We start from the raw sequence: 19,100 nt of genomic DNA, 5'->3' as shown, positions 1-19,100 counted from the left end.
GCGCATTTACTGCAAGCTCCGCGACCCATACCGTCGTAGGACAGCAGAGGCTCCAACCTAGGAAAGGCACTTGCTGTATGTGGGATCAGTGATGTCTCCCAGGCCTGACGCCTGGGTGATTGTTCGCTGATGACAACAACAAACAAGGATCGGGATCGTCATGCGCCATACCACTGTTCTATCCGCAATTTTTGGCACCAGCCTGCTGGCTGTGGCCACGATGGGCCAAGCCGCCGAAAAGAAGAGCCTGGTGTTCTGCTCTGAAGGCAGCCCGGCCGGGTTCGACACCGCGCAGTACACCACCGCCACCGACAACGACGCGGCGGAGCCCTTGTACAACCGCCTGGTTGAATTCGAAAAAGGCGCGACTGACGTGGTGCCTGGGCTGGCAACCAAGTGGGATATTTCCGAAGACGGCCTGACTTACACCTTTCACCTGCGTGAAGGGGTGAAGTTCCACAGCAACAAGGAATTCAAGCCGACGCGCGACTTCAACGCCGACGACGTGCTGTTCACCTTCAACCGCATGCTCGACCCTGAATACCCGTTTCGCAAGGCCTACCCCACCGAGTTTCCATACTTCAACGGGATGAGCCTGAACAAGAACATCGCCAAGGTCGAGAAGACCGGCCCTTACACCGTGGTGATGACCCTGAACACGGTTGATGCCGCGTTTGTGCAAAACATCGCCATGAGCTTTGCCTCGATCCTGTCGGCCGAGTACGCCGAACAGTTGCTTAAACAAGGTAAACCCAGCGACATCAACCAGAAGCCGATCGGCACAGGCCCGTTCGTATTCCAGCGCTACCAGAAAGACTCGCAGATCCGTTATGTGGGCAACAAGCAGTACTGGGACCCGAGCCGCGTCAAGCTGGACCAACTGATTTTCGCCATCAACACCGACGCCTCGGTGCGGGTGCAGAAGCTCAAGGCTGGCGAGTGCCAGGTGACCCTGCACCCGCGCCCCGCTGACGTCGACGCGCTCAAGGCCGACCCGAACCTGCAACTGTTGACCAAGCCAGGTTTCAACCTCGGCTACATCGCCTACAACGTGCGCCACAAACCTTTCGACCAGCTCGAAGTGCGCCAGGCGCTGGACATGGCGGTGAACAAGCAAAGCATCCTCAATGCCGTGTACCAGGGCGCGGGCCAACTGGCGGTCAACGCCATGCCGCCGACCCAGTGGTCCTACGACGACAGCATCAAGGACGCCGCCTACAACCCGGAAAAAGCCAAGCAACTGCTCAAGGCCGCCGGCGTTAAAGAAGGCACCGAGATCACCCTGTGGGCCATGCCGGTGCAGCGCCCGTACAACCCCAACGCCAAGCTGATGGCCGAAATGCTGCAAAGCGATTGGGCCAAGATCGGCCTCAAGGTCAAGATCGTCAGCTACGAATGGGGCGAGTACATCAAGCGCACCAAAAACGGCGAGCACGATATCAGCCTGATCGGCTGGACCGGCGACAACGGTGACCCGGACAACTGGCTGGGCACCCTCTACAGCTGCGACGCCATCGGCGGGAACAACTACTCCATGTGGTGTGACCCGGCGTACGACAAGCTGATCAAGCAAGCCAAGGTCGTGACCGACCGCGAACAAAGGACTGTTCTGTACAAACAGGCGCAGCAATTGCTTAAACAGCAAGTGCCAATCACGCCAGTCGCCCACTCGACGGTCAACCAGCCGTTAAGCGCCAAAGTCGAAGGTTTCAAAGTCAGCCCCTTCGGCCGCAACGTGTTCTCGGGCGTCAGTTTCAACCCATAAGAAAATAACCGGATGGTGCGGAGCCAAATCGGCTCCGTAGCAAACGTGCAGCCTTTTGTTGGGATTTATCCTACGGCAAACGTTTGCAATAGCTTGAACGAGTTACACACCCAATAGCCGGTTCACCTAAAAAGACCGGCATTAAAAAGAGAACCAAAGGAGCTCCACCCATGAAACTGAGCAGCAAAGCGCTTCTGGCCCTGGCCATCAGCAGCATCACGGCAACCGCCTTCGCTGAAACCCAGAGCCAGGACTTCGTTCCAACCACATTGGCCGGCACCAGTGCCCAAAGCGAGGCCAAAGGCTTTGTCGACGGCGCAAGCCTGGGCGGTACCACCCGTAACTGGTTCTCCAACGAACAGAAGTTCCGTGGCGGCAAGTTCACCTACCAGAAGCACGGCGAAGCGCGCACTGACGCTTACCGTACCAACTGGGTACAGGGCACCATCCTCAACCTGAGCTCGGGCTTTACCCAAGGCACCGTGGGCGTCGCTACCGAAGTCGCGGCCTACAACGCTCTGGTTCTGGACCGCAGCAAGCGCGACATCAAGGGTGGTTCCAACCGTACCCTGGCCGACTCCAACGGTGATGCAGTCGACCAGTGGAGCAAACTGGGCCTGGCCAACGTGAAGTTCCGTGTGTCGAACACCACCTTGACCGCCGGTCGCCAGAACTTCAGCAGCGGCATCGTCGACACCATCGGCAACCGTGCGCTGCCATCGAGCTTCGAAGGTTTCGCCCTGAACAGCGAAGAATTCAGCAACCTGTCGTTCCAGGGCGCTTACTTCGACCGCGTGTCGCCACGTACCGAACAGAGCCTGTCGAAATTCCGCAGTGAATACGGCAATGGCCAGGAAGCGGATCACGTCTACACCGCCGGCGTGAACTACCAGCCGTTCAAGAGCCTGAAAACCAGCTTCTTTGGCGCTCAAGTCAAAGACTTCTGGAACCAGTACTACTTCGGCGCCACCCACGAACTGGGTGATGCTCAGACCCTGGCCCTGACCACCGGCCTGAACTACTACAAGACCGTCGACGAAGGCAAAAAGTTGATGGGCAAGATCGACAACGACACCTACTCGCTGTCGCTGGGCCTGACTCACCAGGCTCACAGCCTGACCTTCTCGTACCAGGAAGTTAACGGTAACGAGTACTTCGACTACCTGCACGAAACCAACGGCATCTACCTGGCCAACTCCCTGACGTCCGACTTTAACGGCCCGAACGAGAAATCGTTCCAGGTCGCTTACGGCCTCAACATGGCCGAATACGGCGTGCCTGGCCTGAAGTTCAACATCTACTCGGCTCGCGGCTGGGGCATCGACGGCACTCACTACACCGGCGACGGCGGCGTGAAAGGCTTCGCTTACAACGGCATCCAGAATCAGGATGGCGAGAAACACCAGGAATACGGCATCGGTACTTCCTACGCCCTGCAGAGCGGCCCACTCAAGGCCACCACCATCCGTGGTACCTACGTGACTCACCGTGCCAGCGCCAACCAGGCTGACGGCAACATCCGTGAGTTCCGCCTGGTCACCACCATCCCGTTCAACATTCTTTAATTAGCGCCAGGTAGACGGCGGGCTCATCACGAGCCCGCCGTCTACGCTTGTCTGGTTTAATCGATTGCAGAGGGCTCTGAATGAAAATGCTCCCGCTACAAGCTGCCATTGCCGCTGCGCTGTTGAGCGTTGCGATCGGCGTTTCAGCCAAACCGCTGGTGGTCTGCACCGAAGCCAGCCCGGAAGGTTTTGACCCGGTTCTGTACACCACCGCAGTAACCGCCGACGCCGCCGCTGAAACCATGTTCAACCGCCTGGTGGACTTCAAGCCCGGCACCACCGAAGTTGTACCGGCACTGGCCAAGGCCCTGCCCGAGATCAGCGCTGATGGCCTGACCTACACCTTCCACCTGCGTGACGATGTAAAGTTCCACACCACCGACTACTTCAAACCCACGCGCAACATGAACGCCGACGACGTGCTTTGGAGCTTTCAGCGCCAGCTGGACCCGAATCACCCTTGGCACAACAAGTCTCTCGTGGGCTACCCGTATTTCGAAAGCATGGGCTTCAAGGAACTGCTCAAGAGCGTAGAGAAGACCGACGATCACACCGTCGTCTTTACCCTGACCCGTCCTGAAGCACCGTTTTTGGCCGACCTGGCCATGGCGTTTTCCTCGATTCACTCCGCCGAATACGCCGACCAGTTACTCAAGTCCGGCAGGACCGATGACCTGAACGCCAAGCCCATCGGCACCGGCCCGTTCATCTTCACCCGTTACGCCAAAGACGCCCAGGTGCGTTTCAAGGCCAACCCGGACTACTTCCGTGGCAAACCGCCAGCTGACCCGCTGATCCTAGCGATCACCACCGACAACAATGTGCGCCTGCAGAAGCTCAAGGCCAACGAGTGCCAGATCGCGCTGTATCCGAAACCGGATGACGTGCCGAGCATGAAGGCTGACCCGAACCTGAAGGTTGCGGAGCTGGCGGCGATGACCACCGCCTACACTGCGCTGAACACCACTCACAAGTACATGAGCGACGCGCGGGTGCGTCACGCGATCAACATCGCGTTCGACAAAAAAGGCTACAACGAATCCCTGTACGGCAAAGGCAATGCCATTGATGCCACCGGCCCGTACCCGCCAACGCTGCTGGGTTTCAGCGACAAGCTGAAAAACCCAACCCGTGACCTCGACAAGGCCCGCGCCCTGCTCAAGGAAGCCGGCGTACCGGAAGGCACCGAGTTCACTCTGTTCACCCGTAATGGCGGCGGCCCGACCAACCCCAACCCGATGCTCGGCGCCCAGCGCATGCAGGCGGATCTGGCGCAGATCGGCCTGAAAGTGAACATCAAAGTGATGGAATGGGGCGAGATGCTCAAGCGTGCCAAAAACGGCGAGCACGACATGGTTTCCGCCGGTTGGGCAGGGGATAACGGGGACCCGGATAACTTCCTCACGCCAAACCTGAGTTGCGATGCAGCGAAAAACGGCGAAAACTACGCCCGCTGGTGTAACAAAGAGTTTCAAGACTTGATCGACAAAGCGCGCGCCATCGAGGAACCCTCGAAACGGGCCACACTCTACGAACAAGCCATGGATGTCTTCGAAAAAGACCAACCATGGATTCCCATGGCTTACCCGAAAATGTTCACCGCCATGCGCAAAAACGTCGAAGGCTTTACCCAAAGCCCTCTGACCACAAATAACTTCGCCACCACCCAGGTGAAGTAAATAAGAGAAGACGCTCGGCACCGTCGACATTGACGGTGCCGAACCTGCCTAACCGGCTGATTGAGGTACACAACAAGATGTTTAGTTTTATTGCCCGCCGATTGGGGTTATTGATCCCCACGTTTTTCGGCATCACGTTGCTGACGTTTGCGTTGATTCGCATGATTCCCGGCGACCCCGTAGAAGTCATGATGGGCGAACGCCGTGTCGACCCCGAGATGCACGCACAGGCAATGGAACGCCTTGGCCTGAACAAGCCGCTCTATGCGCAATACTTTGACTATGTAGGCAAGCTCGCCCACGGCGACCTCGGCGAATCGCTGCGCACACGCACCAGCGTGTGGACCGAATTCACCGCCCTCTTCCCTGCGACCCTGGAACTGTCCATGGCCGCCCTGTTGTTCGCCGGTATCCTGGGCCTGTTGGCCGGGGTGATCGCGGCCCTTAAACGAGGATCCCTGTTCGACCATGGGGTGATGGGCATCTCCCTCGCGGGATATTCGATGCCGATCTTCTGGTGGGGCCTGATCCTGATCATGTTCTTCTCGGTGAGCCTGGGCTGGACCCCGGTTTCCGGGCGTATCGACCTGCTCTACGACATCGAGCCGCGCACTGGCTTCATGCTGATCGACACCTTGCTGGCTGACGAGCCGGACGCGTTCTGGGATGCCCTGCACCACCTGATCCTGCCGGCCATCGTGCTCGGCACCATCCCGCTGGCGGTGATTGCGCGCATGACCCGTTCGTCGATGCTCGAAGTACTGCGTGAAGACTACATCCGCACCGCCAAGGCCAAAGGCCTGTCGCCGGCGCGCGTGGTATTCGTGCACGGCCTGCGTAACGCGCTGATCCCGGTACTGACCGTGGTCGGCCTGCAAGTCGGCACCCTGCTGGCCGGTGCGGTCCTGACCGAAACCATCTTCTCGTGGCCCGGCATCGGCAAATGGCTGATCGAAGCCATTGGCGCGCGGGACTACCCGGTGGTGCAAAACGGCATCTTGCTGATCGCCTGCCTGGTGATCATGGTGAACTTCGTGGTGGATATCCTCTACGGCTTCGCCAACCCACGCATCCGTCACCAGCGCTGAGATCATGACCATGAGCACACCTACTCAAGCGGTAGCAGTCGATCAAAGCCTGCTGTACCCGTCCCCGTACAAAGAATTCTGGCAAGCCTTTTCCAAAAACAAAGGCGCGGTTGCCGGCCTGCTGTTTATGTTGCTGATCGTGTTCTGCGCGATTTTCGCCCCGTGGGTTGCGCCACATAACCCCAGCGAGCAATACCGCGACTTCCTGCTCACCCCACCGGCCTGGCTGGAAGGTGGGCAAATACAGTTCCTGTTGGGTACTGACGAGCTGGGCCGTGACCTGCTCTCGCGCCTGATCCAGGGTTCGCGCCTGTCGTTGCTGATCGGCTTGTCGTCGGTGGTGATGTCGCTGATCCCGGGCATCCTGCTGGGCCTGTTCGCCGGTTTCTTCCCACGCGTGCTTGGCCCGACCATCATGCGCTTGATGGACATCATGCTGGCCCTGCCATCGCTGCTGCTGGCTGTTGCCATCGTCGCAATCCTCGGCCCTGGCCTGATCAACACCGTCATCGCCATCGCTATCGTGTCGCTGCCGTCTTATGTCCGTCTGACCCGCGCTGCGGTAATGGGCGAACTGAACCGCGACTACGTGACTGCCGCCCGCCTCGCCGGCGCCGGCCTGCCACGCCTGATGTTCATCACCGTGCTGCCCAACTGCATGGCGCCGCTGATCGTACAGGCCACCTTGAGCTTCTCCTCGGCGATCCTCGATGCTGCGGCCCTGGGCTTCCTTGGCCTTGGCGTACAACCGCCAACCCCTGAGTGGGGCACCATGCTGGCTTCGGCCCGTGACTACATCGAACGCGCCTGGTGGGTGGTGAGCTTGCCTGGTTTGACCATTTTGCTCAGCGTGCTGGCAATCAACTTGATGGGTGACGGCCTGCGCGATGCGCTGGACCCGAAACTCAAGAACGCCGCCTGAGGAGATTCCCATGTCACTGTTAGAAATCAAGAATCTCAACGTGCGCTTCGGCGACAAGACCGCCGTGCCGGTGGTCGATGGCCTCGACATTTCCGTCGACAAAGGCGAAGTACTGGCGATCGTTGGCGAGTCGGGCTCGGGTAAATCCGTGACCATGATGGCGCTGATGGGCCTGATCGAGCACCCCGGTATCGTTACTGCCGACGCGCTGAACTTTGACGGCAAGGACATGCTCAAGCTGAGCAACCGCCAGCGTCGCCAGATCGTCGGCAAAGACCTGGCGATGGTGTTCCAGGACCCGATGACCGCGCTGAACCCCAGCTACACCGTGGGTTTCCAGATCGAAGAAGTGCTGCGCCTGCACCTGAAAATGTCCGGCAAGCAAGCCCGCAAACGCGCTATCGAACTGCTCGAAAAGGTAGAAATCCCAGGCGCCGCCAGCCGTATGGATGCTTACCCGCACCAACTGTCCGGCGGTATGAGCCAGCGCGTGGCAATCGCCATGGCGATTGCCGGCGAGCCGAAGCTGCTGATCGCCGATGAGCCGACCACGGCATTGGACGTGACCATCCAGGCGCAGATCATGGAACTGCTGCTGGCCCTGCAAAAAGAGCAGAACATGGGCCTGGTGCTGATCACTCACGACCTCGCGGTCGTGGCTGAAACCGCCCAGCGCGTGTGCGTGATGTACGCCGGCCAGGCCGTGGAAGTCGGCCAGGTGCCGCAACTGTTCGACATTCCGGCGCACCCGTACAGCGAGGCACTGCTCAAGGCCATTCCCGAGCACAGCCTGGGCGCCACGCGCCTGGCCACGCTGCCGGGTATCGTGCCTGGTCGTTATGACCGCCCGCAGGGTTGCCTGCTGTCGCCACGTTGCCCGTACGTGCAGGAATCCTGCCGTGCCCAGCGCCCCGGCCTTGATCCGAAAAGCAACAGCCTCGCGCGCTGCTTCTACCCCTTGAACCAGGAGGTGGCGTAATGGCCGTCGTTCTTACCGCCCGCGACCTCACCCGTCACTACGAAGTGTCCCGTGGCCTGTTCAAGGGCCATGCACTGGTGCGCGCGCTTAATGGTGTGTCGTTTGAACTGGAAGCCGGCAAGACCCTCGCCGTGGTAGGCGAGTCGGGTTGCGGCAAATCCACCCTGGCCCGTGCGCTCACGCTGATTGAAGAGCCGTCGTCCGGCTCCTTGAAAATCGCCGGCCAGGAAGTCGCCGGCGCCGACAAGGCCCAGCGCAAGCAATTGCGCAAAGACGTGCAGATGGTGTTCCAGAGCCCGTACGCCTCGTTGAACCCGCGCCAGAAGGTCGGTGACCAGCTCGGCGAGCCGCTGCTGATCAATACCAACCTGTCCGCCGCCGAACGCCGCGAGAAAGTGCAGGCCATGATGAAGCAAGTGGGCCTGCGCCCTGAGCATTATCAGCGCTACCCGCACATGTTCTCCGGTGGCCAGCGCCAGCGCATCGCCCTGGCTCGCGCCATGATGTTGCAGCCTAAAGTGCTGGTGGCGGATGAGCCGACCTCGGCGCTGGACGTGTCGATCCAGGCCCAGGTACTCAACCTGTTCATGGACCTGCAGCAGGAATTCAACACCGCCTACGTGTTCATCTCCCACAACCTGGCGGTGGTGCAACACGTCGCCGACGACGTGATGGTGATGTACCTCGGCCGCCCCGTGGAAGTCGGCCCCAAGGAAGACATCTACGCGCGCCCGCTGCACCCCTACACCCAGGCGCTGCTGTCGGCCACCCCGACCATCCACCCGGACCCGAACAAGCCGAAGATCAAGATCGTCGGCGAACTGCCCAACCCGCTGAACCCGCCGCCTGGCTGCGCGTTCCACAAGCGTTGCCCGTATGCCACGGCGCGGTGCAGCAGTGAGGAGCCGCAGTTGCGAGCGTTGGATAACCGTCAGGTGGCTTGCCACTATGCGGAGCAGTTTGTGGCTTAAGCCTTGTAGGGCGAGACAGTGGATCGTTCCCACGCTCTGCGTGGGAACGCCGCCCAGGACGCTCTGCGTCCCGTCGCTCGATTAAGGCGTGACGCAGAGCGTCACAGGATGCATTCCCACGCGGAGCGTGGGAACGATCGACTTAGAGGAGTTCTACCGCCCCACCCGTCGGATTGCGCATCAGTCCGGCAGGCGGGGCTTTTTTTCATCTCGACTCAGGTATCGCTGTCACCTTCAGAGTTGTCATCGTCATCTGGCGGCGCTTGCTGGTCATCATCATCCTTTGAGCCGCCCTGGTCTTCATCACCGGCCTCAGACTCGCTCTTGGCCAACTGCAAACCACCCACCTGCGCCGTCTTCGCCGCCACATAGCCTGGGGCCTGGCTCTGCACAGCCGTACTGGCCCACGCCGAAGAAGCGCCCAGCGATAACATCACCAACACTTTCAGCAACAGCACCAAACGTTGAAAGATAGTCATGGTCGATTTCCGTCCAGTCAGTGAAACACGTGCGCCAGCGTTCGACCGGCGCTGTGAATGAAGCTAGTTCCGTTCTCGGGTTTATGCCAATCAGGACTCACGTATCCTGTCCTCACCGTCATTGTAGGGGTTTTCTTGATATTCCTTGGGCGCGGGCTGAGCCTGGGGCTGCCAGCAGCATCAGCTGGACGGCACGTTGAGTTATACGCAAGGTCGCCTCCGGATCCGTCGGTGAGTGGGTGAAGTATTTGAAAACGCTAGACCGGATGCGGGATTCGCGCCAATGGCCCGGACAGATGAAGATCAAAATGTGGGAGCTGGCTTGCCTGCGATAGCGGTGGGCCAGCCACTGATAGGGTTACTGACAGACCGCCATCGCAGGCAAGCCAGCTCCCACAATGGACCAGCGTCGCGCACACAAAAAAGGGCGAAGCCATGACAGCTTCGCCCTTTGGTGTACCGCACAGACCTTAGTGGTGTTCGCGCGTCGCCCGGAATTTCACATCCGGCCAGCGCTCTTCCATCAGCGCCAGGTTGACCCGCGTCGGTGCCAGGTAGGTCAGGTGACCACCGCCGTCGATCGCCAGGTTTTCTACGGCCTTGTTGGAGAACTCTTCCAGCTTCTTCTTATCGCTGCAATCGATCCAGCGCGCGGAGTACACGGTGATTGGCTCGTAGGAGCACTCGACCTTGTATTCCTCTTTCAAGCGGCTGGCGACCACATCGAACTGCAGCACACCGACGGCGCCGAGGATGATGTCGTTGCTGCGCTCAGGGAAGAACACCTGGGTGGCGCCCTCTTCCGCCAGCTGCTGCAAACCTTGGCGCAGTTGCTTGGATTTGAGCGGGTCACGCAGGCGTACGCGGCGGAACAGTTCCGGGGCGAAGTGCGGGATGCCGGTGAAGCCCAGGGCTTCGCCTTCGGTGAAGGTGTCGCCGATCTGGATGGTGCCGTGGTTGTGCAAACCGATGATGTCGCCGGCAAACGCCTCTTCCAGCTGCTCACGCTCGGAGGAGAAGAACGTCAGGGCGTCGCCGATGCGCACGTCCTTGCCGGTGCGCACGTGGCGCATCTTCATGCCTTTTTCGTATTTACCGGAGCAGATGCGCATGAAGGCGATACGGTCGCGGTGTTTGGGGTCCATGTTCGCCTGGATCTTGAACACGAAGCCGGTGAATTTCTCTTCGACCGGTTCCACGGTGCGCTCGTTGGCAACCCGGGCCAGGGGTTTCGGCGCCCAGTCCACCACGGCGTCGAGCACGTGGTCGACACCGAAGTTGCCCAGTGCAGTACCGAAGAACACCGGCGTCAGCTGGCCGTCGAGGAATTCCTGCTGGTTGAACTCGTGGCAGGCGCCCTGCACCAGTTCCAGCTGGTCGACAAAACGGTCGTACTCGTCACCCAGGTGGGCGCGGGCTTCGTCCGAGTCGAGCTTCTCGATGATCTTGGTTTCGGTGCGTTCGTGACCGTGGCCAGCGGTGTAGACAATGATGTAGTCGTCGGCCAGGTGGTACACACCCTTGAAGTCGCGGTAGCAGCCGATCGGCCAGGTGATCGGCGCGGCCTTTATCTTCAGGACGGCTTCGATTTCATCCAGCAACTCGATTGGGTCGCGGATATCGCGGTCGAGTTTGTTGATGAAGCTGACGATGGGCGTGTCACGCAGACGGCACACGTCCATCAGCGCGATGGTCCGTGGCTCAACGCCTTTACCGCCGTCGAGGACCATCAAGGCCGAGTCCACCGCGGTGAGGGTGCGGTAGGTGTCTTCGGAGAAGTCTTCGTGGCCGGGGGTGTCGAGCAGGTTGACCATGTGGTCGCGATACGGGAACTGCATGACCGACGTGGTAATGGAAATACCCCGTTGTTTTTCCATTTCCATCCAGTCGGATGTCGCATGGCGGTCGGATTTGCGGGATTTCACCGTGCCGGCCACAGCGATTGCCTTGCCCATCAGCAACAGCTTCTCGGTGATGGTGGTTTTACCTGCATCGGGGTGGGAAATAATGGCGAAAGTGCGGCGTTTCGCGACTTCGGCGGCCTGGTGGGTCATGGGAAATCGCCTGGCAGGTGAGTCAAAAAAGGGCGGCGAGTATAGCGCAAACCCCAGGCGCCGGACCACCGTTCACCCGATTGGGGGTGGCTAAATGCTGCCAAGTATGGAACCTTTTAAAAGGTAGAGACGTCCACTCCCCTGCTACCGCACTCGGAACAGGGGCTGAAAAATCAGCAAGTTAGCCTGACGAGGCTGCGCTCATGGCTCGATCGCATACCGCGTTGCCGGTATCGGCGAGCTGCTTTTCGCGAACACATTCGAAGGCAGCCAGCAATGGCATTGCCGCCGGAGAATGTGTTCGCCGACAAAAGAAAAAAAGGAGTCCGCCTGTGGCTATTCGCTATGGCAAAGGGCTGATAGGAGGTGCGGTTGTCGTCGCACTCCTGGCCCTGCTGGTCCACTGGATCGGCATCAACACGATCGAACTGTACCGCGACGATTTGTTGTTTTACCTGCAAGCACACCTGATCCTCGTTCTAGTCTCCATGCTGGCCGCCCTCGTTGTGGGCATCCCCGCCGGTATCCTGCTCAGCCGACCGAACATGGTCGGGCGCGCAGAACGCTTCATGCAGATCTTCAACATCGGCAACACCGTCCCTCCCCTGGCCGTATTGGCCATCGCCCTCGGCGTCCTCGGCATCGGCAGTGGCCCGGCCATCTTCGCGTTGTTCCTCGCCTCGTTGCTGCCCATCGTGCGCAACACCTACGAAGGCCTCAAAAACGTTCAAGGCTCACTCAAAGAAGCCGCCACCGGCATCGGCATGACGCCGCGCCAGGTGCTGTTTCGCGTGGAACTGCCCAACGCCGTGCCGATCATCATCGGCGGTGTGCGCGTGGCCCTGGCGATCAACGTCGGCACCGCCCCGCTGGCGTTCCTGATTGGCGCCAACAGCCTGGGCAGCCTGATTTTCCCCGGCATCGCCCTGAACAATCAGCCGCAACTGCTGCTCGGCGCCGCGTGCACCGCGCTGCTGGCATTGCTGCTCGACGGTCTGGTGACCATGGCCAGCCGCCTCTGGCTGGAACGCGGAGTGCGTGCGTCTTAAGGCTTGGCAAAGGAAATCACATGAAAAAACTGACTTTGATATTGAGCTGCGTCCTGCTGTTTGCAGGCATTGCGCAAGCCGCCGAAAAACCGGTGATTCGCATCGGCGCCCGGGTGTTCACCGAACAGACCCTGCTCGCCGAAATCACTTCCCAGTACCTGCGCACTAAGGGCTACGACACCCGTGTGACCGGCGGCCTGGGCAGTAACCTGGCGCGCAGTGCCCAGGAAAGCGGGCAGCTTGATTTAATTTGGGAGTACACCGGCGTGTCGCTGGTGGCTTACAACCATATCGACGAGAAGCTCGACAGCGAACAGTCTTACGCTCGGGTGAAAGAACTCGACGCGAAAAAAGGCCTGGTCTGGCTGTCGCCGTCGAAATTCAGCAACACCTACGCCCTGGCATTGCCGGAGAACGTGGCTAAGGAGTTCCCGCAGGTCAATAGCATCAGCGACCTGACCCAAGCCCTGGCGGAAAAAACCAAGGAAAACCGCCTGGTAGCCCTGGACACCGAGTTCGCCAACCGTTCCGACGGCATGGCCGGCATGGTCAAGCTGTATGACATGAACCTCACGCGTAAAAACACTCGGCAGATGGACGCCGGCCTGGTCTACACCGCGCTGCGTAATGGCCAGGTGTTTGCCGGGTTGGTCTACACCACCGACGGTCGCCTGAACGCCTTCAAATTGAAGCTGCTGGAAGACGACAAGCACTACTTCCCGGACTACACCGCAGCGCCCGTGGTGCGTCAGGTTTATCTCGACGCCCACCCGCAATTGGCCGCCGACCTGAAGCCGCTGGCTGCGCTGTTTGACGACGCCACCATGCGCCAGTTGAACGCACGGGTCGACGTCGACCATGAAAGCCCATCCGCCGTGGCCGCAGATTTTCTGCGCCAACATCCCATCAGCCAATAAGAGGAGAAGACATGGAATTCCTGAACGCCTTTTCCCATCTTGATTGGGCACTTGTCCTGCAACTGACCTGGCAGCACATCACCCTGGTCGGCATTGCGGTCATTCTCGCGATTGTCGTCGGCGTGCCCCTCGGCGTGCTGATGACCCGCTTCCCGACCCTGGCCGGCCCGCTGCAAGCCAGCGCCACGGTGCTGCTGACCGTGCCGTCCATCGCGCTGTTCGGCCTGCTGCTGCCGTTCTACTCCAAGTTCGGCCAGGGCCTGGGGCCGATGCCGGCGATTACCGCGGTGTTCCTCTACTCACTGCTGCCGATCATGCGTAACACCTACCTCGCCCTCACGGGCGTGGAGCCGGGTATTCGCGAAGCCGCCAAAGGCATCGGCATGACCTTCGGCCAGCGCCTGCGCATGGTCGAACTGCCGATTGCCGTGCCGGTGATCCTCGCCGGTGTGCGCACCGCCGTGGTGATGAACATTGGTGTAATGACCATCGCCGCCACCATCGGCGCCGGTGGCCTGGGTGTACTTATTCTGGCTTCCATCAGCCGCAGCGACATGTCGATGCTGATCGTGGGCGCCGTGCTGGTCAGTCTCCTGGCCATCTTCGCCGACCTGCTTCTGCAATGGCTGCAACGCTCGCTGACTCCAAAAGGACTGCTCAAATGATCGAACTTCAAAACCTGACCAAGACTTTTCAAAGCAACGGCAAGACTGTCTCCGCCGTGAACGACGTAAGCCTGACCGTCAACGAAGGCGAAATTTGCGTATTCCTCGGCCCGTCGGGCTGCGGCAAGAGCACCACGCTGAAAATGATCAACCGCTTGATCAAGCCCACCTCGGGCAAGATTCTGATCAACGGCGAGGACACCACCGACCTCGACGAAGTGACCCTGCGTCGCAACATCGGCTATGTCATCCAGCAGATCGGCCTGTTCCCGAACATGACCATCGAGGAAAACATCGTGGTCGTGCCCAAGCTGCTCGGCTGGGACAAACAGAAATGCCATGACCGCGCCCGCGAGTTGATGAGCATGATCAAGCTCGAACCCAAACAGTACCTGCATCGCTACCCGCGTGAACTGTCGGGTGGCCAGCAACAGCGCATTGGCGTGATCCGCGCGTTGGCGGCCGATGCACCGTTGCTGCTGATGGACGAACCGTTCGGTGCGGTCGACCCGATCAACCGCGAGATGATCCAGAACGAGTTTTTCGAGATGCAACGGGCGCTGAACAAGACCGTGATCATGGTCAGCCACGACATTGATGAAGCCATCAAGCTGGGCGACAAGATTGCGATCTTCCGCGCCGGCAAGCTGCTGCAGATCGACCATCCGGACACCTTGCTAGCGCACCCGGCTGACGAGTTCGTGAGTAACTTTGTCGGTCAGGACAGCACCCTCAAGCGCCTGCTCTTGGTGAAAGCCGAAGATGCAGCCGACAACGCCCCGTCGGTGAGCCCGGAAACTCCGGTGGCGGATGCGCTGGAGCTGATGGATGAAACTGACCGCCGTTATGTGGTGGTCACCTGCGCCGAGAACAAGGCACTGGGGTATGTACGACGTCGCGACCTGCACCGTCAGACCGGTACCTGCGGGCAGTACCTGCGCGAGTTCAACGCCACGGCGGCGTACGACGAGCATTTGCGCATCCTGTTGTCGCGTATGTATGAGTTCAACCGTTCGTGGTTGCCGGTGATGGACGCCGAGCGGGTGTTCCTCGGTGAAGTGACGCAAGAGTCGATTGCCGAGTACCTGAGTTCCGGTAAGTCGCGCGGGGGCAAGACCAGTATCGTGTCGCCTGCCGAGACAGCACTGGCCTGATTAACTTCTGTGGCGAGGGAGCTTGCTCCCGTTGGGCTGCGCAGCAGCCCCAGAACAGACGACTCAATAGTTTCAGGTAACCGGGGTTGACTGATTTTGGGGCCGCTTCGCGCCCCAGCGGGAGCAAGCTCCCTCGCCACAAAGCGCTCCAAATTCCCCTCAAATAACACTCCCGGGGGAACATCAATCCGTCACACCTGTCGGTTACATAAGTAGCTGCACCGGGTCCCGCGACGAACGCGTGCAAAAACGCGACATTTTTAGTTGATCTATGGCCCCTCACGTCCTAAAGTTCGCGCCGAACGTCCATGCTGGAAACGATCCATCCGGCTCAAGTACTGACGACGAGACAGCAAGGCCAAGGGACGCGGTTATCCCATGGCCTTTTTGCTTTCGGCGACATGCCTTGGGAAGTAGGCGAACCAAAGTGGGGATACGGAGGACGTTCAGTTGCACCCATTGATTACTACAGTTTGCCCTTAGGAGTTCCCAGCATGTCGATCAACGTCGAAGATTATTTCGCGCGCGCCACTTTTGACAAAATGAAGGCGTTCGCCGACAAGCAAGAAACCCCGTTCGTGGTGATCGACACCGCGATGATCAGCCAGGCCTACGATGACCTGCGCGCCGGTTTCGAATTCGCCAAAGTCTATTACGCGGTCAAGGCCAACCCGGCCGTCGAGATCATCGACCTGTTGAAAGACAAGGGTTCGAGCTTCGACATCGCCTCGATCTACGAGCTGGATAAAGTGATGGACCGTGGCGTCAGCCCGGACCGTATCAGCTACGGCAACACCATCAAGAAATCCAAAGACATCCGCTACTTCTTTGATAAAGGCGTGCGCCTGTTCTCCACCGACTCCGAAGCCGACCTGCGCAACATCGCCAAGGCCGCGCCAGGTTCCAAAGTGTATGTGCGTATCCTCACCGAAGGCTCGACCACGGCTGACTGGCCTTTGTCGCGCAAATTCGGCTGCCAGACCGACATGGCCATGGACCTGCTGATCCTCGCCCGCGACCTGGGCCTGGTGCCTTACGGCATCTCCTTCCACGTCGGCTCGCAACAGCGCGACATCAGCGTATGGGATGCCGCGATCGCCAAGGTCAAAGTGATCTTCGAACGCCTGAAGGAAGAAGACGGCATCCACCTCAAGCTGATCAACATGGGCGGCGGCTTCCCGGCCAACTACATCACCCGTACCAACAGCCTGGAAACCTATGCCGAAGAAATCATCCGCTTCCTCAAGGAAGATTTCGGCGACGACCTGCCGGAAATCATCCTGGAACCGGGCCGTTCGTTGATCGCCAACGCCGGTATCCTGGTCAGCGAAGTGGTACTGGTTGCACGTAAATCGCGCACCGCCGTCGAGCGCTGGGTGTACACGGATGTGGGCAAATTCTCCGGCCTGATCGAAACCATGGACGAAGCCATCAAGTTCCCGATCTGGACCGAGAAGAAAGGCGAGATGGAAGAAGTGGTCATCGCCGGCCCGACCTGCGACAGCGCCGACATCATGTACGAAAACTACAAGTACGGCCTGCCGCTGAACCTGGCGATTGGTGATCGTTTGTACTGGTTGTCGACCGGTGCCTACACCACCAGCTACAGCGCGGTTGAATTCAATGGCTTCCCGCCGCTGAAGTCTTACTACGTGTAAGAACGCTGCACACAAAAAACCCATGACATGTCATGGGTTTTTTTACGGGCTTGCACATTTCAACGATCTTCGCGCACGTGCCATAAACGCAAAATATAGAGTGTTGATTCTTGAATTTCGTAGCGCATTTCGTAATGACCAACCAACAGTCGTCTTACGTCCCGCGGTTCAAATTCTTCAACGCGTTCACCGATGCGCGGGTTACTTAACAAACTCAAAGGTGCTTGGGAAAGTGACTGCACCGTACGCGCCGCCGCCATGCGATTTACGACGGCCAGGAAGTCGAAAAGTCGAGCCAGATCCGATAAGGCCTTACTGGTCCACTTCAACTCCATCAGCGAGGTACCGGCAGCGGCGAATCAGTGCTTAAACTATCCGCCCAGGCTTGAACCGCTTGCTGATCAATCACCCGACCGGCATCGACATCGGCCATGGCCTCTCGTGTCAGCCGGCTGCGTGCTTCCTCCATATCGACCCAATCGGCGAGCGCTTGCTTAACGATCCAGCCCCGCGAACGATCCATCCGTGCCGCCATCTGATCGACTTTTTGCGCCAAGGCGGTGGGGACGTGAGCGGTCAGTACTTTAGTGTCGGCGCCCATAAATCCTCTCTTCGCAGCATTGCGAAACATATGATTAAATCTGAATCAGCTTCAATCATAGTGATTTAGAGCGGTGCAGCAACTGCTAACCCATGCCGCTCATCGTTTAATTGAGCCACTCGCTGCTCGAAATCTTTAGCCAAAGACCGGATTTCCGGCTGCGCTGCATTTAACAGCGCCTTGTGCGCCGTGCGCAAAAACTTGAGGTTCCCTCCAGCCAGTGCTTGGCGCAGCCAACCCAGCGCCTCCTCGATCTGGCCCCTATCAGCCAGCACCGCCGCATAGCTGAACTGCCCGCGAAAATCCCCGCCTTCGGCTGAACGGCGATACCACGCTACGGCCGCATCCAGATCCTGAGGGCAATACTGGCCGTCTTCCAGATAACGCCCCAGCAGGTTCATCGACTTGGCATGGCCCTGCTCTGCGGCCAGCCGGTAAAACGCAAACGCTTGCGCCCGGTCTTGCGCAACACCGCGGCCGGTCGCCAGCAAGTTGGCGTAGTTGTACTGCCCCCAATCCAATCCAGCTTCTGCCGCCAGACGATAATTGCGCGCAGCCGCTGCTTCATCGACGGCGCAACCCCAACCATGCTCCAGGCAACGCCCGGTCATATTGCGCGCCATCCAATGCCCGCCATGGGCCGCGATCTGGAACCAGCGCAGTGCCAGCGCTTCATCGCGTGCAATGCCGCGCCCTTCCAGCAGGATTTGCCCGAGCAACGCTTGAGCGTCGACCACGCCTTCCTTCGCCGCCACGAGGATCGCCTGCGCAGCGCGCACCGGGGAGTCGTCGAGCATGCTTTGCAGTTGCTCGACATTGAGCACTTCTTCACGGCGCAATAAAAAGCCCATGCTTACACCTCAACCCAGCGGCGCAGCAGGTTGTGGTAGGTGCCGGTGAGCTGGATCAGCGCCGGGTGGTCGGGTACGTCCGTGGTCAGTTGCTGGATAGCGCCGTCCATTTCGAACAGCAACGTGCGCTGGCTGTCTTCGCGCACCAGGCTTTGGGTCCAGAAGAACGAGGCATAGCGCGCGCCACGGGTCACGGCGTTGACTTTGTGCAGGCTGGAGCCGGGGTACAGCACCATATCGCCCGCCGGCAGTTTTACCCGTTGCAGGCCAAAAGTGTCCTGAATCTCCAGTTCGCCACCGTCGTATTCCTCCGGGTCGCTGAAAAACAGCGTGGACGACAGATCCGTGCGCACCCGCTCGTGGCTGCCGCGCGCCTGGCGCACGGCATTGTCGATGTGAAAATCGAAACTGCCACCGGCCGTGTAGCAGTTGAGCAACGGCGGGAAGACTTTGTGCGGTAGTGCCGCCGACATAAACAGCGGGTTGTTCCACAAACGCTCCAGCATCGCCGCGCCGATTTCCTTGGCCAGCGGGTGGCCTTCGGGCAATTGCAGGTTGTGCTTGGCCTTGGCGGATTGGTGCCCGGCGGTGATTTTACCGTCGGCCCACTCAGTGTTTTCCAGGGCTTGGCGAATGCGCAGCACCTCCTCGCGAGAGAACAGGCCGGGAATATGCAGCAACATGGGGCAATACCTGAAAACAG

18 protein-coding genes are annotated in these 19,100 nt (G+C 59.6%); 12 read left to right on the top strand and 6 right to left on the bottom strand.

The features are described 5' to 3' along the window. The first annotated feature begins 220 nt into the window (after nucleotides 1-220). The 7 genes from HX790_RS11490 (at nucleotide 221) to HX790_RS11460 (ending at nucleotide 8,969) form a co-directional block, all read left to right on the top strand. Nucleotides 221-1,765 (top strand): ABC transporter substrate-binding protein, encoded by a 1,545-nt coding sequence (locus HX790_RS11490; protein ID WP_370589437.1) that lies wholly within the window; start codon nucleotides 221-223, stop codon nucleotides 1,763-1,765. A gap of 170 nt (nucleotides 1,766-1,935) precedes the next feature. Beyond that, entirely contained in the window at nucleotides 1,936-3,330 is a 1,395-nt protein-coding gene (locus tag HX790_RS11485) for an OprD family porin (RefSeq protein ID WP_017138283.1), read from the top strand. Between the two features lie 80 nt (nucleotides 3,331-3,410). Next, nucleotides 3,411-5,009 carry an ABC transporter substrate-binding protein gene (locus HX790_RS11480; protein WP_017138284.1) on the top strand — a complete coding sequence of 533 codons (1,599 nt, stop codon included), beginning with the start codon at nucleotides 3,411-3,413 and terminating at the stop codon, nucleotides 5,007-5,009. A gap of 77 nt (nucleotides 5,010-5,086) precedes the next feature. Next, a complete protein-coding gene (locus HX790_RS11475; RefSeq protein ID WP_026013789.1) occupies nucleotides 5,087-6,097 on the top strand; it encodes an ABC transporter permease subunit in 1,011 nt (336 codons plus the stop codon). A gap of 10 nt (nucleotides 6,098-6,107) precedes the next feature. After that, nucleotides 6,108-7,019, top strand: coding sequence for an ABC transporter permease subunit (locus HX790_RS11470; RefSeq protein ID WP_017138286.1), 912 nt, complete (start codon nucleotides 6,108-6,110; stop codon nucleotides 7,017-7,019). A 10-nt stretch (nucleotides 7,020-7,029) separates the two neighbouring features. Next, the gene (locus tag HX790_RS11465) at nucleotides 7,030-7,998 is read left to right on the top strand and encodes an ABC transporter ATP-binding protein (RefSeq protein ID WP_017138287.1); all 969 of its coding nucleotides are present in this window, start codon (nucleotides 7,030-7,032) and stop codon (nucleotides 7,996-7,998) included. Further along, a complete protein-coding gene (locus HX790_RS11460; protein ID WP_017138288.1) occupies nucleotides 7,998-8,969 on the top strand; it encodes a peptide ABC transporter ATP-binding protein in 972 nt (323 codons plus the stop codon). The genes HX790_RS11465 and HX790_RS11460 overlap by 1 nt, the downstream gene beginning before the upstream one ends. Nucleotides 8,970-9,184: 215 nt before the next feature. Here HX790_RS11460 and HX790_RS11455 read toward each other — a convergent pair whose 3' ends face one another. Together HX790_RS11455 and HX790_RS11450 are read right to left on the bottom strand one after the other, a co-directional pair. After that, the gene (locus HX790_RS11455; protein WP_017138289.1) at nucleotides 9,185-9,448 is read right to left on the bottom strand and encodes a hypothetical protein; all 264 of its coding nucleotides are present in this window, start codon (nucleotides 9,446-9,448) and stop codon (nucleotides 9,185-9,187) included. Between the two features lie 470 nt (nucleotides 9,449-9,918). Then, the gene (locus tag HX790_RS11450; RefSeq protein ID WP_017138290.1) at nucleotides 9,919-11,502 is read right to left on the bottom strand and encodes a peptide chain release factor 3; all 1,584 of its coding nucleotides are present in this window, start codon (nucleotides 11,500-11,502) and stop codon (nucleotides 9,919-9,921) included. Nucleotides 11,503-11,834: 332 nt separating this feature from the next. On the opposite strand from HX790_RS11450, the gene HX790_RS11445 reads away from it, so the two are divergent. From HX790_RS11445 to HX790_RS11425, 5 genes are all read left to right on the top strand, one after another. Beyond that, nucleotides 11,835-12,551, top strand: a complete 717-nt coding sequence (locus tag HX790_RS11445) for an ABC transporter permease (protein ID WP_017138291.1) — start codon at nucleotides 11,835-11,837, stop codon at nucleotides 12,549-12,551. Between the two features lie 20 nt (nucleotides 12,552-12,571). Then, on the top strand, nucleotides 12,572-13,468 hold the full coding sequence (locus tag HX790_RS11440) for a glycine betaine ABC transporter substrate-binding protein (protein WP_017138292.1): 897 nt from the start codon (nucleotides 12,572-12,574) through the stop codon (nucleotides 13,466-13,468). Between the two features lie 11 nt (nucleotides 13,469-13,479). Continuing rightward, on the top strand, nucleotides 13,480-14,133 hold the full coding sequence (locus HX790_RS11435) for an ABC transporter permease (RefSeq protein ID WP_017138293.1): 654 nt from the start codon (nucleotides 13,480-13,482) through the stop codon (nucleotides 14,131-14,133). Beyond that, a complete protein-coding gene (locus tag HX790_RS11430; protein WP_017138294.1) occupies nucleotides 14,130-15,287 on the top strand; it encodes a betaine/proline/choline family ABC transporter ATP-binding protein in 1,158 nt (385 codons plus the stop codon). The genes HX790_RS11435 and HX790_RS11430 overlap by 4 nt, the downstream gene beginning before the upstream one ends. 494 nt (nucleotides 15,288-15,781) lie before the next feature. Continuing rightward, nucleotides 15,782-16,945 (top strand): type III PLP-dependent enzyme, encoded by a 1,164-nt coding sequence (locus HX790_RS11425; RefSeq protein ID WP_017138295.1) that lies wholly within the window; start codon nucleotides 15,782-15,784, stop codon nucleotides 16,943-16,945. Between the two features lie 59 nt (nucleotides 16,946-17,004). Here the strand turns inward: HX790_RS11425 and HX790_RS11420 are convergent, their stop codons facing one another. From HX790_RS11420 to HX790_RS11405, 4 genes are all read right to left on the bottom strand, one after another. After that, entirely contained in the window at nucleotides 17,005-17,280 is a 276-nt protein-coding gene (locus tag HX790_RS11420; protein ID WP_080593787.1) for a type II toxin-antitoxin system RelE/ParE family toxin, read from the bottom strand. Continuing rightward, nucleotides 17,280-17,546, bottom strand: a complete 267-nt coding sequence (locus HX790_RS11415) for a CopG family ribbon-helix-helix protein (RefSeq protein WP_017138296.1) — start codon at nucleotides 17,544-17,546, stop codon at nucleotides 17,280-17,282. Before HX790_RS11415 ends, HX790_RS11420 begins: the two co-directional genes overlap by 1 nt. Before the next feature lie 65 nt (nucleotides 17,547-17,611). Then, entirely contained in the window at nucleotides 17,612-18,397 is a 786-nt protein-coding gene (locus HX790_RS11410; protein WP_176991553.1) for a tetratricopeptide repeat protein, read from the bottom strand. A gap of 2 nt (nucleotides 18,398-18,399) precedes the next feature. Continuing rightward, nucleotides 18,400-19,080 (bottom strand): Fe2+-dependent dioxygenase, encoded by a 681-nt coding sequence (locus HX790_RS11405; RefSeq protein WP_176991552.1) that lies wholly within the window; start codon nucleotides 19,078-19,080, stop codon nucleotides 18,400-18,402. Nucleotides 19,081-19,100: the final 20 nt, after the last annotated feature.

Origin of the sequence: Pseudomonas sp. IPO3747, from assembly GCF_013385245.1 — a bacterium.
GTDB lineage: Bacteria > Pseudomonadota > Gammaproteobacteria > Pseudomonadales > Pseudomonadaceae > Aquipseudomonas > Aquipseudomonas edaphica.
Note: the sequence above shows the minus strand (reverse complement) of the source record. Positions and strands in the feature narration are given on the sequence as shown.

Bases quoted from the DNA above. Each gene is read 5' to 3' on its own strand.
- HX790_RS11420 (WP_080593787.1), bottom strand. From the start codon at position 17,280: ATGGAGTTGAAGTGGACCAGTAAGGCCTTATCGGATCTGGCTCGACTT.
- HX790_RS11440 (WP_017138292.1), top strand. From the start codon at position 12,572: ATGAAAAAACTGACTTTGATATTGAGCTGCGTCCTGCTGTTTGCAGGC.
- HX790_RS11435 (WP_017138293.1), top strand. From the start codon at position 13,480: ATGGAATTCCTGAACGCCTTTTCCCATCTTGATTGGGCACTTGTCCTG.
- HX790_RS11425 (WP_017138295.1), top strand. From the start codon at position 15,782: ATGTCGATCAACGTCGAAGATTATTTCGCGCGCGCCACTTTTGACAAA.
- HX790_RS11415 (WP_017138296.1), bottom strand. From the start codon at position 17,546: ATGGGCGCCGACACTAAAGTACTGACCGCTCACGTCCCCACCGCCTTG.
- HX790_RS11430 (WP_017138294.1), top strand. From the start codon at position 14,130: ATGATCGAACTTCAAAACCTGACCAAGACTTTTCAAAGCAACGGCAAG.
- HX790_RS11410 (WP_176991553.1), bottom strand. From the start codon at position 18,397: ATGGGCTTTTTATTGCGCCGTGAAGAAGTGCTCAATGTCGAGCAACTG.
- HX790_RS11405 (WP_176991552.1), bottom strand. From the start codon at position 19,080: ATGTTGCTGCATATTCCCGGCCTGTTCTCTCGCGAGGAGGTGCTGCGC.
- HX790_RS11485 (WP_017138283.1), top strand. From the start codon at position 1,936: ATGAAACTGAGCAGCAAAGCGCTTCTGGCCCTGGCCATCAGCAGCATC.
- HX790_RS11490 (WP_370589437.1), top strand. From the start codon at position 221: ATGGGCCAAGCCGCCGAAAAGAAGAGCCTGGTGTTCTGCTCTGAAGGC.
- HX790_RS11450 (WP_017138290.1), bottom strand. From the start codon at position 11,502: ATGACCCACCAGGCCGCCGAAGTCGCGAAACGCCGCACTTTCGCCATT.
- HX790_RS11475 (WP_026013789.1), top strand. From the start codon at position 5,087: ATGTTTAGTTTTATTGCCCGCCGATTGGGGTTATTGATCCCCACGTTT.
- HX790_RS11470 (WP_017138286.1), top strand. From the start codon at position 6,108: ATGAGCACACCTACTCAAGCGGTAGCAGTCGATCAAAGCCTGCTGTAC.
- HX790_RS11455 (WP_017138289.1), bottom strand. From the start codon at position 9,448: ATGACTATCTTTCAACGTTTGGTGCTGTTGCTGAAAGTGTTGGTGATG.
- HX790_RS11480 (WP_017138284.1), top strand. From the start codon at position 3,411: ATGAAAATGCTCCCGCTACAAGCTGCCATTGCCGCTGCGCTGTTGAGC.
- HX790_RS11460 (WP_017138288.1), top strand. From the start codon at position 7,998: ATGGCCGTCGTTCTTACCGCCCGCGACCTCACCCGTCACTACGAAGTG.
- HX790_RS11465 (WP_017138287.1), top strand. From the start codon at position 7,030: ATGTCACTGTTAGAAATCAAGAATCTCAACGTGCGCTTCGGCGACAAG.